The 21,069-nt window shown below is 63.0% G+C and carries 21 protein-coding genes; 7 read left to right on the forward strand and 14 right to left on the reverse strand.

The genetic code is table 11. From position 1 onward, the window contains the following. Window positions 1-254: 254 nt before the first annotated feature. Together R2676_RS01860 and R2676_RS01865 are read left to right on the forward strand one after the other, a co-directional pair. Window positions 255-1,442, forward strand: a complete 1,188-nt coding sequence (locus R2676_RS01860; protein WP_316887209.1) for an acetylornithine transaminase — start codon at window positions 255-257, stop codon at window positions 1,440-1,442. Between the two features lie 79 nt (window positions 1,443-1,521). Next, on the forward strand, window positions 1,522-1,998 hold the full coding sequence (locus R2676_RS01865) for a GNAT family N-acetyltransferase (RefSeq protein WP_206274889.1): 477 nt from the start codon (window positions 1,522-1,524) through the stop codon (window positions 1,996-1,998). 66 nt (window positions 1,999-2,064) lie between these two features. Here the strand turns inward: R2676_RS01865 and R2676_RS01870 are convergent, their stop codons facing one another. The 7 genes from R2676_RS01870 to R2676_RS01900 all read right to left on the reverse strand — a co-directional run bounded on the left by R2676_RS01870 (window position 2,065) and on the right by R2676_RS01900 (window position 9,011). Beyond that, complete coding sequence (locus R2676_RS01870; protein ID WP_009241298.1) at window positions 2,065-2,781, reverse strand: ABC transporter ATP-binding protein; 717 nt, start codon at window positions 2,779-2,781, stop codon at window positions 2,065-2,067. Between the two features lie 16 nt (window positions 2,782-2,797). After that, window positions 2,798-3,574, reverse strand: coding sequence for an ABC transporter ATP-binding protein (locus R2676_RS01875; RefSeq protein ID WP_004632013.1), 777 nt, complete (start codon window positions 3,572-3,574; stop codon window positions 2,798-2,800). Window positions 3,575-3,587: 13 nt separating this feature from the next. Next, window positions 3,588-4,715, reverse strand: a complete 1,128-nt coding sequence (locus tag R2676_RS01880) for an ABC transporter permease subunit (RefSeq protein ID WP_206274888.1) — start codon at window positions 4,713-4,715, stop codon at window positions 3,588-3,590. A 13-nt stretch (window positions 4,716-4,728) separates the two neighbouring features. Continuing rightward, window positions 4,729-5,664 (reverse strand): branched-chain amino acid ABC transporter permease, encoded by a 936-nt coding sequence (locus R2676_RS01885; protein WP_009241300.1) that lies wholly within the window; start codon window positions 5,662-5,664, stop codon window positions 4,729-4,731. Between the two features lie 210 nt (window positions 5,665-5,874). Further along, window positions 5,875-7,083 carry a branched-chain amino acid ABC transporter substrate-binding protein gene (locus tag R2676_RS01890; RefSeq protein ID WP_027680739.1) on the reverse strand — a complete coding sequence of 403 codons (1,209 nt, stop codon included), beginning with the start codon at window positions 7,081-7,083 and terminating at the stop codon, window positions 5,875-5,877. A 454-nt stretch (window positions 7,084-7,537) separates the two neighbouring features. Then, window positions 7,538-8,521 carry a 4-hydroxy-3-methylbut-2-enyl diphosphate reductase gene (gene ispH / locus R2676_RS01895; RefSeq protein WP_206274887.1) on the reverse strand — a complete coding sequence of 328 codons (984 nt, stop codon included), beginning with the start codon at window positions 8,519-8,521 and terminating at the stop codon, window positions 7,538-7,540. 1 nt (window position 8,522) lies between these two features. Beyond that, window positions 8,523-9,011 carry an FKBP-type peptidyl-prolyl cis-trans isomerase gene (locus R2676_RS01900; protein ID WP_027680737.1) on the reverse strand — a complete coding sequence of 163 codons (489 nt, stop codon included), beginning with the start codon at window positions 9,009-9,011 and terminating at the stop codon, window positions 8,523-8,525. A gap of 118 nt (window positions 9,012-9,129) precedes the next feature. Here R2676_RS01900 and radC point away from each other — a divergent pair, with 118 nt between their 5' ends. The 4 genes from radC (at window position 9,130) to nadB (ending at window position 12,181) form a co-directional block, all read left to right on the forward strand. Further along, window positions 9,130-9,804: a RadC family protein gene (gene radC, locus R2676_RS01905; RefSeq protein WP_206274886.1), complete on the forward strand. Its 675-nt coding sequence runs from the start codon at window positions 9,130-9,132 to the stop codon at window positions 9,802-9,804. Window positions 9,805-9,984: 180 nt separating this feature from the next. Continuing rightward, on the forward strand, window positions 9,985-10,218 hold the full coding sequence (gene rpmB / locus R2676_RS01910) for a 50S ribosomal protein L28 (protein ID WP_004631999.1): 234 nt from the start codon (window positions 9,985-9,987) through the stop codon (window positions 10,216-10,218). A gap of 13 nt (window positions 10,219-10,231) precedes the next feature. Then, entirely contained in the window at window positions 10,232-10,402 is a 171-nt protein-coding gene (gene rpmG, locus R2676_RS01915; RefSeq protein ID WP_003262397.1) for a 50S ribosomal protein L33, read from the forward strand. A gap of 177 nt (window positions 10,403-10,579) precedes the next feature. After that, window positions 10,580-12,181 (forward strand): L-aspartate oxidase, encoded by a 1,602-nt coding sequence (gene nadB / locus R2676_RS01920; protein ID WP_206274157.1) that lies wholly within the window; start codon window positions 10,580-10,582, stop codon window positions 12,179-12,181. Window positions 12,182-12,190: 9 nt separating this feature from the next. Here nadB and nadC read toward each other — a convergent pair whose 3' ends face one another. The 7 genes from nadC to purN all read right to left on the reverse strand — a co-directional run bounded on the left by nadC (window position 12,191) and on the right by purN (window position 19,993). Next, complete coding sequence (nadC, locus tag R2676_RS01925) at window positions 12,191-13,090, reverse strand: carboxylating nicotinate-nucleotide diphosphorylase (protein ID WP_206274158.1); 900 nt, start codon at window positions 13,088-13,090, stop codon at window positions 12,191-12,193. Beyond that, the gene (gene nadA / locus R2676_RS01930; RefSeq protein ID WP_027680733.1) at window positions 13,087-14,235 is read right to left on the reverse strand and encodes a quinolinate synthase NadA; all 1,149 of its coding nucleotides are present in this window, start codon (window positions 14,233-14,235) and stop codon (window positions 13,087-13,089) included. The genes nadC and nadA overlap by 4 nt, the downstream gene beginning before the upstream one ends. A 187-nt stretch (window positions 14,236-14,422) precedes the next feature. Next, entirely contained in the window at window positions 14,423-15,613 is a 1,191-nt protein-coding gene (locus R2676_RS01935; protein WP_206274159.1) for a DesA family fatty acid desaturase, read from the reverse strand. A 370-nt stretch (window positions 15,614-15,983) separates the two neighbouring features. Further along, the gene (locus R2676_RS01940) at window positions 15,984-17,360 is read right to left on the reverse strand and encodes a mechanosensitive ion channel family protein (RefSeq protein ID WP_206274160.1); all 1,377 of its coding nucleotides are present in this window, start codon (window positions 17,358-17,360) and stop codon (window positions 15,984-15,986) included. Window positions 17,361-17,385: 25 nt separating this feature from the next. Then, on the reverse strand, window positions 17,386-17,955 hold the full coding sequence (locus tag R2676_RS01945) for a phospholipase D family nuclease (protein WP_009241310.1): 570 nt from the start codon (window positions 17,953-17,955) through the stop codon (window positions 17,386-17,388). After that, window positions 17,952-19,346: an RsmB/NOP family class I SAM-dependent RNA methyltransferase gene (locus R2676_RS01950; protein ID WP_206274161.1), complete on the reverse strand. Its 1,395-nt coding sequence runs from the start codon at window positions 19,344-19,346 to the stop codon at window positions 17,952-17,954. The genes R2676_RS01945 and R2676_RS01950 overlap by 4 nt, the downstream gene beginning before the upstream one ends. Then, window positions 19,343-19,993, reverse strand: a complete 651-nt coding sequence (gene purN, locus R2676_RS01955) for a phosphoribosylglycinamide formyltransferase (protein WP_206274162.1) — start codon at window positions 19,991-19,993, stop codon at window positions 19,343-19,345. The genes R2676_RS01950 and purN overlap by 4 nt, the downstream gene beginning before the upstream one ends. Before the next feature lie 402 nt (window positions 19,994-20,395). Between purN and R2676_RS01960 the strand changes: the two genes are divergently transcribed. Next, on the forward strand, window positions 20,396-21,061 hold the full coding sequence (locus R2676_RS01960) for a response regulator transcription factor (protein WP_027680729.1): 666 nt from the start codon (window positions 20,396-20,398) through the stop codon (window positions 21,059-21,061). Window positions 21,062-21,069 lie beyond the last annotated feature (8 nt).

Consider the following 21,069-nt stretch of genomic DNA (forward strand, 5'->3'; position numbering starts at 1 on the left):
GAAGGCCAAAATTTCGTTTTGACTTGACTTGGCATCCGTCTTATTCTTGCGCCTTATGAACCAAGCCCTGCACCTCCGACGCCGCCGTACGTTGCTCCCTCCGGGAAGCCACGCGGCTGTCTGCTGATTGCATATCGGGTTCACAGGATTCGACGATCACAAGGCCACGGGGCGACCCCCGTGGCCTTTGTCTTTTTCCAACGCGCGTTTTTTCGGTTTTTCATCTTCCTGCCGCCTTTTTCTGGAGCTTTGCCATGGCGTTTGCTGACTACCCCGTCCAGTCCCTGATGTACATCACCAACCGGCCCGAGATCGTCTTCACCGAAGGCAAGGGCTCGTGGCTGACGGACCACAACGGCAAGCGATACCTGGACTTCGTGCAAGGCTGGGCCGTCAACTGCCTCGGCCACTCCAACGACGGCATGATCGAAGCGCTGAACGCGCAGGCCAAGAAGCTGATCAACCCGAGCCCGGCGTTCTACAACGAGCCGATGGCCAAGCTGGCCGGTCTGCTCACGGCGCACAGCTGCTTCGACAAGGTGTTCTTCGCGAACAGCGGCGCCGAAGCCAATGAAGGCGCCATCAAGCTCGCCCGCAAGTGGGGCAAGAAGCATAAGAACGGCGCCTTCCAGATCATCACGTTCGACCACAGCTTCCACGGCCGCACGCTCGCCACCATGAGCGCTTCCGGCAAGGCAGGCTGGGACACCATCTTCGCGCCGCAGGTGCCGGGCTTCCCGAAGGCCATCCTGAACGACATCGCTTCGGTCGAAGCGCTCATCACCGACGAGACGGTCGGCGTGATGCTTGAGCCGGTGCAAGGCGAAGGCGGCGTGCTGCCGGCCACGCCGGAATTCATGCAGCAACTGCGCGCGCTGACCAAGAAGCACAAGATCCTGTTGATCGTCGATGAAGTGCAGGCCGGTTGCGGCCGCTGCGGCACGCTCTTCGCCTACCAGCTCTCGAACATCGAGCCGGACATCATGACGCTGGGCAAGGGCATCGGCGGCGGCGTGCCGCTGTCGGCCCTGCTGTGCACCGATGAAGTGGCGAGCTTCGAAGCCGGCGACCAGGGCGGCACCTACAACGGCAACCCGCTGATGACGGCCGTCGGCTGCTCGGTGATCGAGCAGCTGCTGGCGCCGGGCTTTCTGGCTGACGTGGAAGAACGCGGCGCCTATCTGCGCACGCAACTGCTCAAGCTGAGCGAAGAGTTCGGCCTGGCCGGCGAGCGCGGTAACGGTCTGCTGCGCGCGCTGCTGCTCGGCAAGGACATCGGCGGCCAACTGGTTGAAGCGGCGCGCGAGATGAACCCGACGGGCCTGCTGCTGAACGCCCCGCGTCCGAACATCCTCCGCTTCATGCCTGCGCTGAACGTGACGACTGAAGAAATCGACACGATGATCGGCATGCTGCGTACGCTGCTGAAGGCGCACGCCTAAGGCGCACCGCATTACTTGGGGCGGCGCGCAATGCGTCGCCCTGCATCGCCTTACCCCTGTTCCCACTCTGAGGTTTGCCATGGCCGTGACGCGACAAGTTCCGGCCACGGGGATCGTTTTGTCCGATGATTCCGCGTGGCTTCCGCTGGACCAGATCTACCATTTCCTTTCGCAGGAAACGTATTGGGCCCGCGGCCTGCCGCGAGAGGTGTTCGACCGATCGGTCGCGAACTCGCTGTGCTTTGCCGCCTATCGTCGGAACGACGATGGCTCGCATGGCGACCTCGTGGGCTTTGCGCGGGTCATTACCGACCGCGCGACGTTTGCATATCTGTGCGATGTGTTCGTGCTGCCGGCGTGGCGTGGGAAAGGCGTCTCGCACGCGCTGATGGATTTCCTGCGCGAGCATCCGGAACTGCAGACACTGCGCCGCACAGTGCTGGTCACCACGGGGGCCGATTGGCTTTATCGCAAGCACGGCTTCACCGATGTGCCCGAAGGCATTGGCTTCATGCAATTGCATCGGCCGAACATCTACACAGCAACGTCGGCCTGAAACGCCGGGCACACGCAAGGAAAAAGCCCCGCAATTGCGGGGCTTCTTCATGATGCTTGAGGGTGCTTATTCGCCCAGGTAGGCGGCACGCACCTTCGGGTCGTCGAGCATCTGCTTGGCATCGCCGCTCATGGTGATCAGACCGGAGTCCATCACGTAGCCGCGGTGCGCAGCCTGCAACGCCAGACGCGCGTTCTGCTCAACGAGCAGCACGGTCACGCCTTGCGCCGAGATGTCCCGCACGACCTCGAAGATCTTCTCCACCATGATCGGCGAGAGACCCATCGACGGCTCGTCCAGCAGCAGCAGCTTCGGTTGGCTCATCAGCGCACGCGCCATGGCCAGCATCTGCTGCTCACCGCCCGACATCGTGCCGGCCAGCTGGTTTGCACGTTCCTTCAGGCGCGGGAAGATGCCGAACATGCGGTCGATGTCGGCCTTGATGTTGGCCTCGTCGTTGCGCGTGAAGGCGCCCATCTGCAGGTTCTCGACGATGGTCATGCGCGCGAACACGCCGCGGCCTTCCGGCACCATCGCCAGACCCTGCTTGAGCAGGTTGTAGCTGGGCACGCCCTTGATGGACTTGCCCAGATACTGCACATCACCGCCGGCCCAGCCCTGCAGGCCGGTGATGGCCTTCATGGTGGTCGTCTTGCCGGCGCCGTTGGCACCGATCAGCGTGACCAGCTCACCTTCGCGAATCTCCAGATCCACGCCCTTGACCGCCTGGATGCCGCCGTAAGCGACCTTCAGGCTGTCGATCTTCAACATTACTGGTTTCATATTCCGTTCCTCTGCGTCAGTGCGCTGACGCGCCGAGGTAGGCCTCGATCACGGCCGGGTTGCTCTGCACTTCCTGCGGCAGGCCTTGTGCGATCACCTTGCCGTAATCCAGCACGGTCAGGCGGTTGCACAGGCCCATCACCAGCTTCACATCGTGCTCGATCAGCAGGATGGTCTTGCCGTCGGAACGGATCTTGTCGAGCAGGCCGCGGAGTTCCACTTTTTCCGTGGCGTTCATGCCGGCGGCCGGCTCGTCCAGGGCCAGCAGCTTGGGTTGCGTGGCCAGGGCACGGGCGATTTCCAGACGACGCTGGTGACCGTACGACAGGTTGCGCGCCGTGTAGTTGGCGTACTTGCCGATGCCGACATAGTCCAGCAGGTCGTGCGCCCAGTCTTCGATCGACTGCTCTTCTTCGCGTGCCGCCTTGGTGCGGAACACCGCGCCGATCAGGCCGGCCTTGGTGCGCACGTGGCGGCCGACCATGACGTTTTCCGCCGCAGTCATGTCGCCAAACAGGCGGATGTTCTGGAACGTGCGCGCAATGCCAGCCTTGGCCACTTCATGCACGGCGGTCGGCTGGTAGGGCGTGCCGCCCAGCACGAATTCGCCCGCATCCGGCGTATACAGGCCCGTGATGACGTTGAAGAACGTGGTCTTGCCGGCGCCGTTCGGGCCGATCAGACCGTAGATTTCGCCTTCGCGAATTTCCAGGCTCACGTCGGACAGCGCTTGCAGGCCGCCGAAACGCTTCTGGACTCCTCGGATCGAGAGGAGGACGTTGTTGTTGCTCATGTGCGTGCCTCCATCAGATACGGGACAGTCCACCAGCCCGCTGCTTTTGCGGACGGTCTTCCTTGCGCGGCGAGGGCCACAGGCCCGCAGGGCGATACAGCATCACCACCACCATCGCCAGGCCGAACAGCAGCTGACGAAGCACTTCCGCTTCCACGATCACATGGCCGAACAGCTTGTTCTGCACCGGCTCGGCCAGCGCACGCAGCAACTCCTGGAAACCGACCAGCAGAATGCCGCCCAGGATCACGCCCGGGATATGGCCCATACCGCCCAGCACCACGATCGCCAGGATGTAGATCGACTCCCACAGCACGAACGATTCCGGCGACACGAAGCCCTGGAACGACGCGAACATCGCACCCGACACACCACCGAACGAGGCACCCATCGCAAAGGCCAGCAGCTTGATGTTGCGTGTGTTGATGCCCATCGCCTTGGCGGCGATTTCATCTTCACGCAGCGCCACCCATGCACGACCGATACGCGAGTTCTGCAACCGCAGGCACACGATGATGATGATCGCGGCCAGGATCACGAACAGGTAGTAGTACATGTAGACCGAGTCGAAGCGGATGCCGAAGAAATCGTGGCGCTTCGAAAAGTCGAACCCGAAGATCTTGACCGGCTCGATCAGGTTGATGCCCTTCGGACCGTTGGTGATGTTCACCGGGCGGTCGAGGTTGTTCATGAAGATCCGGATGATTTCACCAAAGCCCAGCGTCACGATGGCGAGGTAGTCACCGCGCAGCTTCAGCACCGGCGTGCCCAGCAGAATGCCGAACAGCGCCGCCAGCCCGGCACCCAGCGGAATCACCCACCAGACGATGAGGTGCAGCCCATTGGGGAACAGGTTGTGGATCCACTCGAACTGGGTGGTCAGGTGCGGCGAACCCAGCAACGCCATCATGTAGGCACCGACCGCGTAGAACGCGATGTAGCCCAAGTCGAGCAGGCCGGCAAAGCCCACCACGATGTTCAGGCCCAAGGCCAGCATGATGTACAGCAGTGCGAAGTCCAGCACGCGCACCCAGTAGTTGCCACCTGCGGCTCCCACGATGAACGGCGCAAAGATCGCAAGGATCAGGAAGCCGTACAACGCGGCGCGCGTCTTCATCGGCGCTTTGAAATTTTCTGTCATGGCGCTCCCCTTCTTATGCGCGGTCCGCAACGCGTTCACCCATGATGCCGGACGGGCGGAACAGCAGCACGCCAATCAGCACGATGAATGCGAACACATCCTGGTAGTTCGAACCGAACACACCGCCAGTCAGATCGCCGATATAACCGGCACCCAATGCTTCGATCAGGCCCAGCAGCATGCCGCCGACCATGGCGCCAGCCAGGTTGCCGATGCCGCCCAGCACTGCGGCGGTAAACGCCTTCAGGCCGGGGATGAAGCCCATGTAGAAGTGGGCGTTGCCGTAGTTGGTCGCCATCATCACGCCGGCAACCGCTGCCATGGCAGCACCGATCATGAAGGTGGCGGAGATCACGAAGTTCGGGTTGACGCCCATCAGGCCTGCCACACGCTGGTTCTCGGCGGTCGCGCGCATGGCACGGCCGAGCTTGGTGCGGTTGACCAGCAGGATCAGCCCGACCATCACCAGGATCGACACCAGAATGATGACGATTTCCTTGCCCGTAATGGTCGCGCCCGTGGAACCGATATCGATCGGGTTCGAAGGCAGCAGTTGCGGGAAGGTCAGCGGGTTGCGCGACCAGATCATCATTGCCAGCGTCTGCAGCACGATCGACACGCCGATGGCGGTGATCAGCGGCGCCAGGCGCGGCGCATTGCGCAGCGGCCGGTAAGCGACACGTTCAATGGTGTAGGCAACGATGGCGCAGACCGGCATCGCAAACAGCAACGCGAACACCAGCGTGAGCCAGTCAGGCAGATTGGGAAAGTATTTTTGGAGGAAGTTGATGGCAGTCAGGGCAGACATTGCACCGACCATCAGAACATCGCCGTGGGCGAAGTTGATGATGCCGAGAATACCGTAGACCATGGTGTAGCCGAGTGCGATCAGCGCGTAAATGCTGCCGAGCACCAGACCGTTCACGATCTGCTGGATAAAGATATCCATGAGAACAGCTCCTGCTATGCCTTGCTTTGTTGTAGGCGACGGGATGACGTGCCCGCAAGGTATGCGATCAATCGGATGGGTAAGGTGAGGTTGCTGGTAAGCGGCCTGCCGAACGCGCCCATGGTGAGGGCCTTGTGTAACTGGCGAGGCTATAAAAAACGGCACCGCTAGGGTAGGCGCGGTGCCGTTTTCAGGGCGGTAGCCCTTCGATTACATCTTCACAACGTCAAGAACGCTCTTCTTCTTGTCCTTGTAGTTGTACAGGGTGATGGAGCCTTGCTTCAGGTCACCCTTGTCGTCGAACGCGATGTTGCCGATCACGCCGTTGTAGTTGGTTGCCGGCATGGCAGCCAGGATCTTGGCAGCGTCGGTCGAGTTGGCACGCTTCATCGCGTCGATGATCACGTTGACGGCGTCATACGTGAACGGTGCGTAGATCTGCACCGGCGTGTTGAAGCGCGCTTGGTACTTCTTCTCGAAGTCTGCGCCCTTCTCCATCTTCGACAGCGCCAGGCCTGCTTCCGAGCAGACGATGTTGTCGATCGCGTCGCCAGCCAGTTCGGCCACCTTGTCGGTACACACGCCGTCGCCGCCAACGATCTTGGCCGTGATGCCCAGTTCCTTGGCTTGCTTGGCGAACGGACCGCCGGTGGCGTCCATGCCGCCGTACATGATCACGTCCGGCTTCTTGCCCTTGATCTTGGTCAGAATGGCCTTGAAGTCGGTCGCCTTGTCGTTGGTTGCCTCACGCGCCACGACATTCACGCCACCTGCCTTCGCGGTCTTCTCGAACTCGTCGGCCAGGCCCTTGCCGTAGGCGGTGGCATCGTCAACGATGGCCACGGTCTTGGCGCCCAGGGTCTTGGCGGCGTAGTTCGCCAGTGCCGGACCTTGTTGCGCGTCGGTTGCAACCACGCGGTAGGTCGTCTTGAAGCCTTGCTTGGTGTAGTCGGGGTTGGTCGACGACGGCGAGATCTGCACGATGCCTGCATCGCTGTAGATCTTCGAGGCCGGGATCGAAACGCCCGAGTTCAGGTGGCCGACAACGGCAACAACGTGCTCGTCAACCAGCTTCTGCGCCACGGCGGTGCCGGTCTTCGGGTCGCCTGCATCGTCTTCACCGACCAGTTCCAGCTTGATCTTCTTGCCGTCGATGGTCAGGCCTTCCTTGTTGGCTTCTTCAACGGCCAGGCGTGCACCGTTTTCGTTGTCTTTGCCAAGGTGAGCAATACCGCCCGTGAGCGGAGCCGCGTGACCGATCTTGATGACGGTCTCGCCGCCACCGGCAGCAGCAGCCGGAGCCGAAGTTGCTGCAGGTGCAGCAGCTTGGTCTGCGGGCTTTTCCTCGTTCTTACCGCAAGCTGCTACGAGTGCCACGGCAGCCGCAAGCGGCAGAACTTTGGCAAACTTAATTTGCATGAGTGATCTCCTAGATCTCGCAAGAGCAAGAAGAGCGTCCTGCCTCCCGGCCGCTCCCCCCGCGCCGATTGTTTCAATTTGAAACGCGCGAATTGTATCCCCTTTTATTGCGGATGCAATACGCGTCGCAACAACGATTTTTACAGTAACTACGCCGCTTTACGGGCTTTCCCCAATGCCCAAACAGGCGTCATTTCGCGCAGGCATTCGCGAACGGCGCATAGCCATATCAAGAACCGTGCCAACGTAGGGGAAACCCCCTATCCAGGCCGCTTGGCGGGCGATTCCCACGGTAGATCAAGGCTTCGCGGGCGTTGAAGAGCTTTCTGCAATGCACAAAACAAAACGGCCACTCCCGAAAGAAGTGGCCGTTGAATCATCAAAAGCGCTTTATGCACCGCATTAGGGCGCACTGTTTTTGTGCGCTTTTAAGTGGGCATTTACATAAACGCACTCAATTCATTTGAAGCCCCCTCGGAAGGGGGAAGGACATGTTTTCCTGGATCCCGTCGAGCGGACGCACGGTGCGCGCACCGAGCGCCTTCAGCCGATCCACGATCGATTGCGCCAACTCCTCAGGCGCCGAAGCACCGGCGGTCAAGCCCACGCGGCGCTTGCCTGCCACCCACTCGGGCTTTACCTGTTCAGGCGTATCCACCATATAGGCAGGGACGCCCAGCTTTTCGGCGAGCTCACGCAGACGATTCGAGTTCGAGCTGTTCGGGCTGCCGACAACGATCACCACTTCCACCTGCGGCGCCATGAACTTCACAGCGTCCTGGCGATTCTGCGTCGCGTAGCAGATGTCCTGCTTCTTCGGCTCGTGCACCGCCGGGAAGCGCGCCTTGATGGCGGCCACGATTTCCTGGGTCTCGTCCACCGACAGCGTGGTTTGCGTGACGTAGGCCAGGCGCGTCGGGTCTTTCACCTCGAGATGCGCCACGTCATTGACCGATTCGACCAGCAGCATGCCGTCGTTGGCCTGGCCCATGGTGCCTTCCACCTCGGGATGGCCCTTGTGCCCGATCATGATGATCTCGAAGCCTTGCGCCCGCATCTTCGAGACTTCCACGTGCACCTTCGTCACCAGCGGGCACGTCGCATCGAATACGCGCAGGCCCCGCGCTTCGGCCGCCTCGCGCACCGCCCGCGACACACCGTGCGCACTGAAAATGACCGTGCCGCCCACGGGCACATCGTCGAGTTCCTGGACGAACACCGCGCCCTTGTTGCGCAGATCGCCCACCACATAGGCGTTGTGCACGATCTCATGACGCACGTAAATCGGCGCGCCGAACAGCTCCAGGGCACGCTCGACGATTTCGATGGCACGATCCACGCCAGCACAGAAGCCGCGTGGCTGCGCCAACAAAACCTCGGCGTCGGCCTGGGGGACCGGATCAATGGAGTCGAGCGGGGCGTTCACAGCGTTACCCATATCAAAGAATGCCGATCAACTGGACTTCAAACACGATCGTCTGGCCGGCCAGCGGGTGATTGAAGTCGAACAGCGCCGACGTCTCGCCAACTTCCTTGAGCACGCCGGCATATTTACCGCCACTGGGCGCATTGAACTCAACCAGGTCGCCCGGCTGATAGTCCTCTTCGAACGAAGAGTTTTCGCGCAGCGTAGCCAGCGACACACGCTGCAGCAGTTCCGGATTGCGCGGGCCGAACGCATGCTCGGGCGCCAGGCGGAACGTCGTGCGCTCGCCCTCGCGCATACCGAGCAGCGCCTGCTCCAGCGTGGGCGCCATCTGGCCTTGGCCGAGCAGCAGCGTGGCCGGCTTGTCGTCGAAGGTGGTGACGATGTCCGTGTCGTTTTCCAACGCGATGCGATAGTGCAGCGTCAGAAATGAATCCGGGCCGACCACCTTGCCTGCGCCGTCTGGCGTCGTCGCGGACGCCTCGTTCACCAAATTTTGCACGCTCAACCTGCTTGACCAAAAAGTAACCCGTTATTGTACGTCAGCCCTCCGCGCGGCCGCAGGCGCGACGTAGGCCGCACTCCCGCGCGCAGGGCCTTTCTATCTCTCCTGTCACCCTATGGCAATCGTCGACTGGCCCGCCCACGAGCGGCCGCGTGAAAAACTGCTCGCTCACGGCCCCGCCGCACTCTCCGATGCGGAGCTGCTGGCCATCTTCCTGCGCGTCGGCATGCCAGGCAAAAGCGCCGTCGACCTCGCGCGCGAACTGCTCGCGCACTTTGGGTCGCTCGCGCGGCTGTGCCACGCCTCCCAACAAGAGTTCTCTTCGATCAACGGCATGGGCCCGGCCAAATACGCACAATTGCATGCGCTGCTGGAAGTTGCCCGGCGCGCACTGAAAGAAGACTTCGCGCACGGTCAAACCTTTGAATCGCCTCAAAGCGTGAAGGATTTCTTGCGCCTGACACTGGGCCACCGCCCGCACGAGGTATTCGCTTGCTTCTTTCTAGATGTACGGCACCGGCTGATCGCCTGGGAAGAACTCTTTCGCGGCACCCTGACCGAAGCCCGCGTCTACCCGCGCGAGATCGCCAAGCGCGCCCTCCATCACAATGCGGCCGCTGTGATCCTGGCCCACAACCACCCCACGGGCGATACGCAGCCCAGCGAATCCGACATCACCCTCACCCGCGAGTTGCGCCGCGCGCTGGCCATGCTCGACGTGATCGTCCTCGATCACATGATCGTCGGCCGCAGCCACGTCTACGGCTTCCTGGAACACGGCAAAATGTAGTGCCGATGCCGCATCGCACGGTGCCCAACAGCAATCCGTCGATCTCGTTGATTTGTCAGCGGTTTTGTGTGTATAATCCGCGTTTCGCTGAAGTCCCACCTCTACAGTGGCGCTGCGCTTGGTTTTGGTCCCAGCGCCCGGTCGCAAACTGTAGCCAACGAATTTAGTTAGGAGTGCTCCATGGCACGCGTCTGTCAAGTGACCGGGAAAGCGCCGATGGTCGGCAATAACGTTTCCCACGCAAACAACAAGACCAAGCGCCGTTTTCTGCCGAACCTGCAGAATCGCCGCTTCTGGGTCGAATCCGAAAACCGCTGGGTGAGCCTGCGCGTCTCGAACGCTGGTCTGCGCCTGATCGATAAAAAAGGCATCGACGAAGTGCTCGTGGACCTGCGCGCACGCGGCGAAGTCTAATTAGGAGTTAAACATGGCCAGCAAAGGCGGACGCGACAAGATCAAGCTGGAATCGACCGCAGGTACGGGTCATTTCTACACGACCACCAAGAACAAGCGCACCAAGCCGGAAAAGATGGAGATCATGAAGTTCGATCCCGTCGCCCGCAAGCACGTCGCTTACAAGGAAACCAAGATCAAGTAATCCTCGCGGATTGCGCATCTTGTTTCCGTCGGCATGACCGACAGCAAAAACCCGCTTTCAGGCGGGTTTTTTGTTGCCTGCTGTTTGGCACATGCTGCGGTGTACACTGCTTCTCTTTCCGATTGACACGCGACTGTGTTACCTCCAGTCGCGCCTGCACCGCATCCCGCGTCTTCCATGAATTTCGATGTTGCCGTTGTTGGCAGCGGCTTGGCGGGCCTGACCGTCGCCCTGCACCTAGCCGATCACCGCCGCGTGGTCGTCATCAGCAAGCGCAGCCTGCCGGAAGGCGCCAGCGACTGGGCACAGGGCGGCATTGCCGCGGTGCTCGACTCAGGCGACAGCCATGACGAGCACGTCGACGACACGCTCATTGCCGGGGCAGGACTGTGCGATGAAGCCGCGACCCGCTACATCGTCGAGAACGGGCGCTCGGCCATTGAATGGCTGATCGGCCATGGCGTGCCTTTCACGCGTGACGAGCAGGCCGAACTCGGCTTCCACCTGACGCGTGAAGGCGGCCATCGCCATCGACGCATCATCCACGCCGCCGATGCTACCGGCCATGCCGTGGTCACGACGCTGGTCGAGAAGGTGCGCAATCACCCGAACATCACGCTGCTGGAAGACCATTTCGCGATCGACCTGATTACCGACGCGAAGCTAGGCCTGCCCGGCATGCGCTGCCATGGCCTGTACGCGCTGGACATTGCGTCGGGCCACGTCAAGACGATTACCGCGAGCCAGACCGTGATGGCCACGGGCGGTGCGGGCAAGGTCTATCTCTATACGACGAATCCCGACACGGCCAGCGGCGACGGCATTGCCATGGCGTGGCGTGCGGGATGCCGCGTGGCGAACATGGAGTTCATCCAGTTCCATCCCACGTGCCTGTACCACCCGTTCGCGAAGTCCTTCCTGATTACCGAAGCCGTGCGCGGCGAAGGCGGCAAGCTGATCCTGCCCGACGGCACGCGCTTCATGCCTGCGCACGATGAGCGAGCGGAGCTGGCGCCGCGCGATATCGTCGCGCGCGCCATCGACTTCGAGATGAAGAAGCGCGGCCTGGACTGCGTTTATCTCGACATCAGCCATCAGAGCCCAGCGTTCCTCCAGGAACATTTTCCGACCATCATGGCGCGCTGCCTGGAGCTGGGCATCGACATCACGCGTGAACCGATTCCCGTCGTGCCGGCAGCGCACTACACGTGCGGCGGCGTGGTGACGGACCATCTTGGGCGCACGGATATCGCTGGCCTGTACGCCGTCGGCGAGACGGCTTACACCGGCCTGCACGGCGCCAACCGGCTGGCGAGCAATTCGTTGCTGGAGTGCATGGTGATCGGACGCGGCGCGGCGGAAGATATCCTCGCGCAACCGGCGTCAGACCCCACATCGGTGCAAATTCCCGCATGGGACGAAAGCCGCGTGACCGATCCCGATGAGGAAGTCGTCGTCTCGCACAACTGGGACGAGCTGCGTCGCATGATGTGGAACTACGTCGGCATCGTGCGTACGAACAAGCGGCTGGAGCGCGCGCAGCACCGCATTGCGCTGTTGCGCGAGGAGATCACGGAGTACTACGCCAACTTCCGCGTGAGCCACGATCTGCTGGAATTGCGCAACCTCGTCGAGGCTGCCTCGCTCATCGTCGACAGCGCGCTGTCACGGCATGAGAGCCGCGGCCTGCATTTCTCGCGCGACTACCCTGAAACGCTACCCAAGGCGCTGCCGACGGTCATGCAGCCGACCCATCGGCAGATCGCCCGGAAACGCTGAGGCTTAGGCTTAGTCGACGATCCGCAAAGAGAAGTCGGTTGCGCGCACATCCTTCGTAAGCGCGCCGACGGAGATGCGGTCCACGCCCGTCTCGGCAAAGGTGCGGATCGTCTCGATGTTCACGCCGCCGGACACCTCCAGCAGCGCCCTGCCCGCCGTCACGCGCACAGCCTCGCGCATCGCAGCCGGCTCGAAATTGTCGAGCAGCACGGAGCTGGCACCGGCCGCCAGCGCCTCATCCAGCTGCGCGAGCGTTTCCACCTCAATCTGGATCGTCACACCGGCATTCAACGCCTGCGCCGCGCGCAGGGCCGCCGTCACACCACCTGCCGCCGCGATATGGTTTTCCTTGATGAGGATGCCGTCGTACAAGGCCAGACGCTGATTCTCACCGCCACCGATCCTCACGGCGTACTTCTGCGCCAGGCGCAAGCCCGGCAGCGTCTTGCGCGTGTCGAGCACGCGGGCGCGCGTGCCTTCGACGGCAGCGGCGTAACGCGAAGTTGCCGTCGCCACACCGGACAGCAGCTGCAGGAAGTTCAGCGACGGGCGTTCCGCCGTCAACAGCGAACGCGCTGGGCCTTCGATCTCGCACACCACGGAATCGGGCGCCATGCGATCGCCTTCGTGCTGGCGCCACGTGACGCGCAGCGTCGGGTCAACGGCGCGCATGCAGGCGTCGAACCAGGGCGTTCCGCAGAGCACGGCGTGCTCGCGCACGATCACGCGCGCGCGCGCATGGCGATCGGCGGGAATCAGCAAGCCGGTGCGGTCGCCCGTGCCGACGTCCTCTGCAATGGCTGCAGCCACGTTCGCGGCCAACGCCTCGCGCAGCGCCGGGCCGAAGCCATCGAAAATTGCCTCAGCCGAAGGGGCAAGACTTGTCGTGTTCATCTGTGTTGCCGTCATGCCGGGCCGATTCCTTGGAAGAGTTGTGCGTTGGCGGCCAGGTCGCCTTGCGGGCGAACCGCGGCTTTCTCGCGCGCGGCAAAGTCGAGCATGCGGTCGATGCAGACCACGGCTTGCCGCCCGATGGCCGGATCGACGTGAATCTCGTTGCGACCGGTTTCCAGCACCTCGGCCAGATTGGTCAGCGCGTTCATCGCCATCCACGGGCAATGCGCGCAGCTCTTGCACGTGGCAGCGTTACCCGCCGTCGGGGCCTCGATGAAGCGCTTGCCGGGGGCGGCCATCCGCATCTTGTGCAGGATGCCGTTGTCGGTCGCCACGATGAATTCCTGCGCCGACAACGACTGCGCCGCGGCAATCAGTTGCGAAGTCGAGCCCACCACATCAGCCTGCGCCACCACCGATTCCGGCGATTCCGGGTGCACGAGAATCTTCGCGTTCGGGTGTTCGGCGCGCAGCAGGTCAAGCTCGACGCCCTTGAATTCGTCGTGCACCAGGCACGAGCCCTGCCACATCAGCATGTCGGCACCGGTCTGCTTCTGAATGTAGCTGCCGAGGTGGCGATCGGGGGCCCACAGGATCTTCTTTCCCTGGGCGTGAAGGTGCTGCACGATCTTCAGGCCAATGGACGAGGTCACCATCCAGTCGGCGCGCGCCTTCACTGCGGCGCTGGTATTGGCATAGACGACCACGGTGCGATCCGGATGCGCATCGCAAAAGGCGGCGAACTCATCCGGCGGGCAACCCAGATCCAGCGAGCAGGTGGCGTCAAGATCCGGCATCAGCACGGTCTTCTCGGGGCTCAGAATCTTGGCGGTCTCGCCCATGAAGCGCACGCCCGCCACGACCAACGTCTTGGCCGAATGATCGCGGCCAAAGCGCGCCATTTCCAGCGAATCGGATACGCAGCCACCGGTTTCTTCGGCCAGGTCCTGCAGGTCGGCGTCAACGTAGTAGTGCGCAACCAACACGGCCTCGCGCTCCTTGAGCAGGCGCTTGATGCGGGCTTTCAGGTCGTCGCGTTCTTCGCGCGACAGCACCGGCGGCACCTTGGCCCAGGCATGGGCGACGCAGCTTGCGCCGGATTGCGCCTCGGAAAGCATATCCGGGCGCTCGAATTCAACCGTCTTGATGTGGGTTTCCATGGTGGTCTCCGCGTCCATTCGCGCTGTGAAGGCGCCAAGAAGCTGGCGCGGCAATGAAACGGACGGCGTGTGAGGAGGACTGGCACCGCGATACATTGTCGCGGCGTATTAAAAATGGGAATTGGGGCAGTTTACCCAAAAGAAAAGCCCCGCTGCGGAGCGGGGCTTCACCTATGAAACAAGAAACTCAGGCGTAGCGGCGCAGGCGCACAGCAAATTCCTGCAGTGCGTGGATACCGCTTTCCTCAGCGCGCTTGCACCATTCCTGCAGCTGATGCAGCAGTTGCTCGCGCGTGGCGTTCGAACGGCCCCAGAGGGCGCCCAGCTCGCGGCGCATCTCAACGAAGGTGTGCAGCGCCGAGTGGTCCGACACGATTTGCGAGAGCTGCTCGCGCTGCGGCGCGCCCAGCTTGGTCTCGTCGCGGTGGAACCACTTGCGGGCCGGCTTCAGCGCGCGGTACTCGACAGCGCGCGAATCCTTCAGCTTGGCCAGCTCTTGGCGATAGGCCGTCTTGACGGTCTTGGCATAGCGAGCCATCACGTCGTAGCGGTTGGCGATGATGGCTTCCAGCGTGTTCTGGTCGACCGGCTTCACGTCGCCAAAGCGGGCCTTGGGCGCCACCTTCTTGACCTTCGCCAAACCGACGATTTCGAGCGCGCGGATGTAGCCCCAGCCGATGTCGAACTCATACCACTTGACCGAGAACTTGGCCGACGTGGCGTACGTGTGGTGGTTGTTGTGCAGCTCTTCGCCGCCGATGATGATGCCCCACGGCGACACGTTCGTCGAAGCGTCTTCGCAGTCGAAGTTGCGGTAGCCCCAGAAGTGGCCCAGACCGTTGATGATGCCGGCAGCGTGAATCGGAATCCACAGCATCTGCACGGCCCACACCGTCAGGCCCAGCGCACCGAACATCAGCACGTCGAGGATCAGCATCAAACCGACGCCTTGCCACGTGAACTTCGAATACACGTTCTTCTCGACCCAATCGTCCGGCGTACCGTGGCCGAACTTCTGGATCGTTTCCTTGTTCTTGGCCTCAGCGCGATACAGCTCCGCGCCTTCCATCAGCACCTTGCGGATGCCTCGGGTCTGCGGGCTGTGCGGATCCTCTTCGGTTTCGCACTTGGCGTGGTGCTTGCGGTGAATGGCGGTCCATTCCTTCGTGACCATGCCGGTGGTCAGCCACAGCCAGAAACGGAAGAAGTGTCCGGCGATGGGATGCACGTCCAGCGCCCGGTGCGCTTGGCAGCGGTGCAGAAAAATCGTGACGCTGGCGATGGTGATGTGCGTCATCACCAGCGTGAAAATCAGGATTTGCCACCAGGCCCAATCCAGGGTGCCGTTGGCAAGGAAAGTCAGAAAGGAGTCGATCAAAGTGTTCTCCGTGGTCAACTCGGGTGATCAAAGCAGCCCTTGGTCCGTCAATCGAACAAACCATGCTGCCTCTTAAGGCCATCCGTTGTCGCAGCGTTGCGACAACGGGGTCGTGTTGGCGGGGATTCGGGTGTTGGCACCCGGCTTGCGCGTCACATCGGCCAGCTTCCTGCCGCCATTTATATGACCTCCGCCCCTGCGCAATACAAGGTATTCGCAGCGCTTTGTCGCAAATACTGAGCCTTGGCGACGAGCCGTCTAATCCTTCGTGGGAGCAATCGGCATTTTAACCGAACACCCCCTCTATTCCATGGGGGAAAACCGCCGTTTTGACCTCGGACAAGAGGGCGCCGTTCCCCGCGCAGATGTGTTACGCCGAGGAGGACGGCTTCGATGCGGCTCCAGCATCACCCGAAGTGCTCGAAGCGCCCTGTTGCAGCGCCTGAGCCCCGAGCACCCGCACTTCACGTTGCGGGTATGGGATCTCGATGCCGGCTTCCTTGAAGCGGCGATAGATGGCGCGGTTCAGGTCGGATTGCACGCCGAGCTTGCCGTTGTGCGGGTCGCCGATCCACACCCCAAGTTCGTATTCGATGCCGCTGTCGGCAAACAACGCCATGAAGGCGGCGGGCGCTGGCTCAGGCAGAACGCGCGGGATGCCCTCGGCGCATTGCAGCAGCAGCGCCAACACGCTTTCAGGATCAGCGGCATACGACGCTTGCACGCGCACCGCCACGCGCACGGTGCCGCGCTCGTTGTGGTTCTGCACGGCCTGCGCGACCATCAGTTCGTTCGGGACGAGCGTATCGCCATCGCCATTGCGCACCACGGTGTAGCGGGTGCGGATCTGCGTGACGATGCCGGTGTACGTGCTGACCGTGATCTGATCGCCCAGCTTGAGCGAGCGCTCCAGCAGGATGATGAAGCCCGAGACGTAATTGCTGGCGATCTTCTGCAAGCCGAAGCCCAGGCCGACGCCGAGCGCGCCGCCAAACACCGACAGCACCGTCAGGTCGATGCCCACCAGCGACAGGCTCAGCAGCAGCGACACCAGCAGCAGCACCGCCTTGGTCACGCGCGACAGCACCACCTTCAGGTTGGCGTCAATGGCCGAAGCACGCGTGATGCGGCTGTCCAGCCACGAGCCGAACCACATTGCCACCAACACGGTGACGAGAATCCACACCACGCCCATCAGCATGGCCGCCAGGCTCACCTTCTGCTTGCCGCCCAGCGCAAAGCGGATGCCGTCGAGGTAATCCACCACATCGCCGAGCACGCCCAGCACGTAGAGCACCATGCCGATCCACATCAGCGTGGTCAGCACGCGCTCTGCGAGGACGAGCATGCCGTGTAGCTCGCCGTTGGCGGACAGCACGCGGCGCAACACGTAGAAGCCGAGATACAGGATCGCCAGGCCAAACAGCGGCACCGCGGCCAGCCGGAACACGCTGATCGGCATGGTGCCGACCAGGGCATAGCGCGCGCCCACCACGAGCAGCCAGCCGATCAGCGGGAACATCGCCCGCTCCAGGCTCGACCAGGCAAAACGCAGGGCGAAGGTCTCGTTCACATGCGCCGCATGCAGGCGCCGCGAGATGGGCCGTGCAATGAGCCAGGCGGCAACGAGCACCAGCACGAGCGCGCCCAGTTGCCAGATGAAGCGCGGGCCACCCAGATCACGGACGATGTCGTCGATCATGTGGCCCAGCGCAATGTGGTTCAGGTTCAGCGGCAATCCGTTCATTGGCTTGACGGGTGATTGCAAACCCTTACTGGGTCCGATAGGGCAATGCGTCACCCACATGCTTCTGCCAGTTGGCGGCATAGCGCTGGGCGAGATCGGCGTCGCCGCGCACGATCAGTACGTTCTCGGCATTGCCGCGCTGCGCGGTCTGCGTGAAGTTGAAGCTGCCAGTGACCAGCACCGGATGCGCGCCGCGCGGGTCGATCACGATGACCTTGTTGTGCGCGTTCTTGTAGCGCACCTCCAGCCAGACGGGGATGCCCGCGTTGGCGACCTCCGGCACGCGGCTGCCGCCGGAGCGCGTCATCTGCTCGCGATCGGCCAGCACGCGCACATCCACGCCACGCTGATGCGCCGCCAGTAGTGCACGGGTAATCGCCTTGTTCGACAGCAGATACGCCTGCACCAGCACCTGCTCACGCGCCTGGTCGATGGCATCGGCCAACAATCCTTCGATGTCGTCATCGGGCGTGAACGCGGCCTGCACCGTGCCCTTGGCGGGTTGCACCGGTGGCGCGCTGCGGGCAAGTGCGACGCCACCTGCGGCCAACGCCAGCCATGCGGCCAGCAGCCAACCGAAGCGGCGCACCATCATGCGCGGCGCTCCAGCACGGCCGCGAAGAAGCCGTCGGTCTGGTGCGTGTGCGGATACAGCTCGAGGTAGGGCCCCATTTCCAGCGCGATCTTCTGTGCGGCCAGCACCTCGGCGGCGGGCACGAGCACGAAGTCTTCATGTGCCGCCAGGAACTGCTCGACCACCTGCTGGTTCTCGCGCGCCAGGACGCTGCACGTCGCGTAGACGAGGCGGCCACCCGCCTTCAGCAGCCGCGCCGCCGATGTCAGGATCGACAGCTGCTTGGCCGACATTTCTTCCACGGCCTGGGCCGACTGGCGCCACTTCAGGTCCGGATTACGGCGCAACGTGCCCAGGCCGCTGCACGGCGCGTCGACCAACACGCGATCGATCTTGCCCGCCAGACGCTTGACCTTGGCATCGTGCTCGCTGTCGATACGGCCCGGGTGCACGTTGGACAGGCCGCTGCGCGCCAGTCGCGGGCCGAGGTTCGACAAGCGCTTTTCCGATACGTCGAAGGCATATAGGCGCCCGGTGGAGCGCATCGCCGCGCCAATCGCCAGGGTCTTGCCGCCGGCACCGGCGCAGAAATCGACCACCATTTCGCCGCGCTTGGGCGCCAGCAATTGGCACAGCAGTTGGCTGCCCTCGTCCTGCACCTCGACCGTGCCGTTGGTGAAGATGTCGAGCTTGTTCAGCGCCGGCTTGCCCGCCAGGCGGATGCCCACCGGCGAGAGCGGCGCCGCAGCGCCTTCAATGCCGGCTTCGGCCAGCGTGGCGAGCACGGCGTCGCGTTCGCCCTTGAGCGTGTTCACGCGCAAATCCAGCGGCGCCGGCGTCAACCACGCCTGAGCCAGCGCTTCGGTGAATTCCGCACCGTGCTGGGCAACCAGCGCGTCGAACAGCCAGTCGGGCAGATTGGCACGCACGCGGGCCGCCAACGCTGCGCGGTCGCGGTTTTCCCAGCGATCCAGCCATTCGGCTTCGGCCGGGTTCAGGAACGGGGCAATCGCCTCACGGCCAGCCGTCTGCAGCAAGCCGAGCAGTACCAGACGGCGACGCGCCGGGCCCGTGCCGCTCTCGGCAAACTGGCCGAATTCCACCTTGCGGCGCAACACGGCAAAGGCCGCTTCGGCGATGATGCCGCGCTCGCGATGGCCAAGTTCGTGGTGCTCGCGGAAGTACTGGCTGACCACCATATCGGCGGGCGCTGCAAAGTGCAGCAGGCGCGCAAGCACCTTGTCGAGGTGCTCCAGATGGCTGCCATGCACGCCCGTGCGGGGACGCGGAGCGCTGCGGGGCGCAGGCTTGCCCTGGGGTGCGCGATACCAGCCACCGCCACCCGAACCCGCACGCTTGTTGCCTGATCCGCCGTTTCCGTTGCCGCGCGAACGCTGACGATCCTGGCTCATGCTGCCTCCCGGGCGTTGACGCCAATGACAAGCTGCGATTCATCCGGCGAGACGCGCACGACACCGTCTTCGATCGACAACCGCCCTTCCACGAACCACCGCACGGCACGCGGGTAGATCGTGTGTTCCTGTGCCAGCAGCCGCCCGGCGAGCGATTCAGGCGTATCGTCCTGACGCACGTCGATGATGGCCTGCAGCACGATCGGGCCGTGATCCAGGTCAGCGGTGACGAAATGCACCGTGGCGCCGTGCACCTTCACGCCCATGGCCAGCGCGGCCTCGTGCGTATGCAAACCAGGGAAGCACGGCAGCAGAGATGGGTGAATGTTCAGCATGCGGCCCGCATAGCGCTTTACAAAGCCGGGCGTAAGGATGCGCATGAAACCGGCCAGCACCACGAGATCGGGCGAAAAGCCGTCGATCACCTGCGCCAGGGCGGCGTCGAAGCTGTCGCGATCGGGGAAAGTCTTGTGGTCGACCACCGCGGTCGCAATGCCGTGCGACGCGGCAAATTTAAGTCCTGCCGCTTCGGGCCGATTAGAAATGACGGCGGCAATGCGTCCCGACCAACCTTCGGCCTGACAGGCGCGGACAATGGCTTCCATATTGGAGCCGCGTCCGGAAATGAGAATGACGATGTTTTTCATCGCGGCATTTTATCAAGTGCGCCGCAGTTCCCCGAGAAAATCGGGTGTGACGGCTGCGGGGCCATGCCGCGGGCGCTTTTGCAGGCACCGTGGCATTTTGCCGACGCGTGCCGGCAAAAACCCTGTCGCGCCGGCAAAAGGAAGGGGCAACCGTTGGCGTGCTTTGGCGCGCTCTGATAATCTCAGCACCATAATTGTCCGCGCTCCCGAGGGGTCGGGTGTGCAGCCAGCGGTGATCCGACGCGTATCCGGCGTCCGTTCATCCCGCGCTGCAACATCGTGCGGGCGATACCGTGACGGTCGATCGGCACAGGGTTATATGCCCGGCCCATCGGCCATCGCCCGCGCCGGGTCGACACGCGTACAACAACAAGAGGGCTCTGCCCTCACCGGGGAATAAGAATGACGAGCTCGCTGCGTAGCCTGCTGGTGGTCGACGACCACCCTCTCGCCTTGTCTGGCACGACCACATTTCTTGCACACGCCTTGCCTGAAGTCCAGGTGCACGCGGCCATTGGCCGGCGCCAGGCGCTTGCGCTGGTGGAAGAAGGCGTCCGTCCGGACGTCGTGCTGCTGGACGTGTGGCTGTCCGACTGCACCGGCTTCGACGCCATGCGGGAGCTGCGCGGCAAACTGCCGGAAGCGCGCTTTGCCTTCATGTCGGCGGAAAACACGCCGGAAATCGTCGCCAAGGCCCAAGCGCTGGGCGCCATCGGCTTCATCGGCAAGCACGCCGATGCGCATGCCTTCTCCAAGGCAGTCGCCGGCATCTTTGGCGGCGATGCATCCTTCCCGTCGGAAGACGATATGGGCGGCACGAACGGCAAGGGCGGCGCCTCGCACGGCATCCCGATCACGCCGGCGGAACTGGGGCTGACGCCGCGTCAGGGCTCGGTGCTGGCGCTGCTGCTCGAAGGTCTGCCGAACAAGTCGATTGCGCGTCAGTTGGGCCTGACGGAAAACACCGTCAAAGAACACGTCTCGGCGATTTTGCAGCGGCTCGGCGTGCGCACGCGCATCCAGATCATCTCCCGCATGGAGCGCTTCCGCCTGACAGGCGCGGCCTGATCTGCACG

It is taken from the genome of Ralstonia flatus (assembly GCF_958439105.1).
In the GTDB taxonomy this organism is placed as follows: domain Bacteria; phylum Pseudomonadota; class Gammaproteobacteria; order Burkholderiales; family Burkholderiaceae; genus Ralstonia; species Ralstonia flatus.

Coding starts and splice junctions, on each gene's coding strand:
- R2676_RS01860 (WP_316887209.1), top strand. CDS start 255: ATGGCGTTTGCTGACTACCCCGTCCAGTCCCTGATGTACATCACCAAC.
- R2676_RS01865 (WP_206274889.1), top strand. CDS start 1,522: ATGGCCGTGACGCGACAAGTTCCGGCCACGGGGATCGTTTTGTCCGAT.
- R2676_RS01870 (WP_009241298.1), bottom strand. CDS start 2,781: ATGAAACCAGTAATGTTGAAGATCGACAGCCTGAAGGTCGCTTACGGC.
- R2676_RS01875 (WP_004632013.1), bottom strand. CDS start 3,574: ATGAGCAACAACAACGTCCTCCTCTCGATCCGAGGAGTCCAGAAGCGT.
- R2676_RS01880 (WP_206274888.1), bottom strand. CDS start 4,715: ATGACAGAAAATTTCAAAGCGCCGATGAAGACGCGCGCCGCGTTGTAC.
- R2676_RS01885 (WP_009241300.1), bottom strand. CDS start 5,664: ATGGATATCTTTATCCAGCAGATCGTGAACGGTCTGGTGCTCGGCAGC.
- R2676_RS01890 (WP_027680739.1), bottom strand. CDS start 7,083: ATGCAAATTAAGTTTGCCAAAGTTCTGCCGCTTGCGGCTGCCGTGGCA.
- ispH (WP_206274887.1), bottom strand. CDS start 8,521: ATGGGTAACGCTGTGAACGCCCCGCTCGACTCCATTGATCCGGTCCCC.
- radC (WP_206274886.1), top strand. CDS start 9,130: ATGGCAATCGTCGACTGGCCCGCCCACGAGCGGCCGCGTGAAAAACTG.
- rpmB (WP_004631999.1), top strand. CDS start 9,985: ATGGCACGCGTCTGTCAAGTGACCGGGAAAGCGCCGATGGTCGGCAAT.
- rpmG (WP_003262397.1), top strand. CDS start 10,232: ATGGCCAGCAAAGGCGGACGCGACAAGATCAAGCTGGAATCGACCGCA.
- nadB (WP_206274157.1), top strand. CDS start 10,580: ATGAATTTCGATGTTGCCGTTGTTGGCAGCGGCTTGGCGGGCCTGACC.
- nadC (WP_206274158.1), bottom strand. CDS start 13,090: ATGACGGCAACACAGATGAACACGACAAGTCTTGCCCCTTCGGCTGAG.
- nadA (WP_027680733.1), bottom strand. CDS start 14,235: ATGGAAACCCACATCAAGACGGTTGAATTCGAGCGCCCGGATATGCTT.
- R2676_RS01940 (WP_206274160.1), bottom strand. CDS start 17,360: ATGAACGGATTGCCGCTGAACCTGAACCACATTGCGCTGGGCCACATG.
- R2676_RS01945 (WP_009241310.1), bottom strand. CDS start 17,955: ATGATGGTGCGCCGCTTCGGTTGGCTGCTGGCCGCATGGCTGGCGTTG.
- R2676_RS01950 (WP_206274161.1), bottom strand. CDS start 19,346: ATGAGCCAGGATCGTCAGCGTTCGCGCGGCAACGGAAACGGCGGATCA.
- purN (WP_206274162.1), bottom strand. CDS start 19,993: ATGAAAAACATCGTCATTCTCATTTCCGGACGCGGCTCCAATATGGAA.
- R2676_RS01960 (WP_027680729.1), top strand. CDS start 20,396: ATGACGAGCTCGCTGCGTAGCCTGCTGGTGGTCGACGACCACCCTCTC.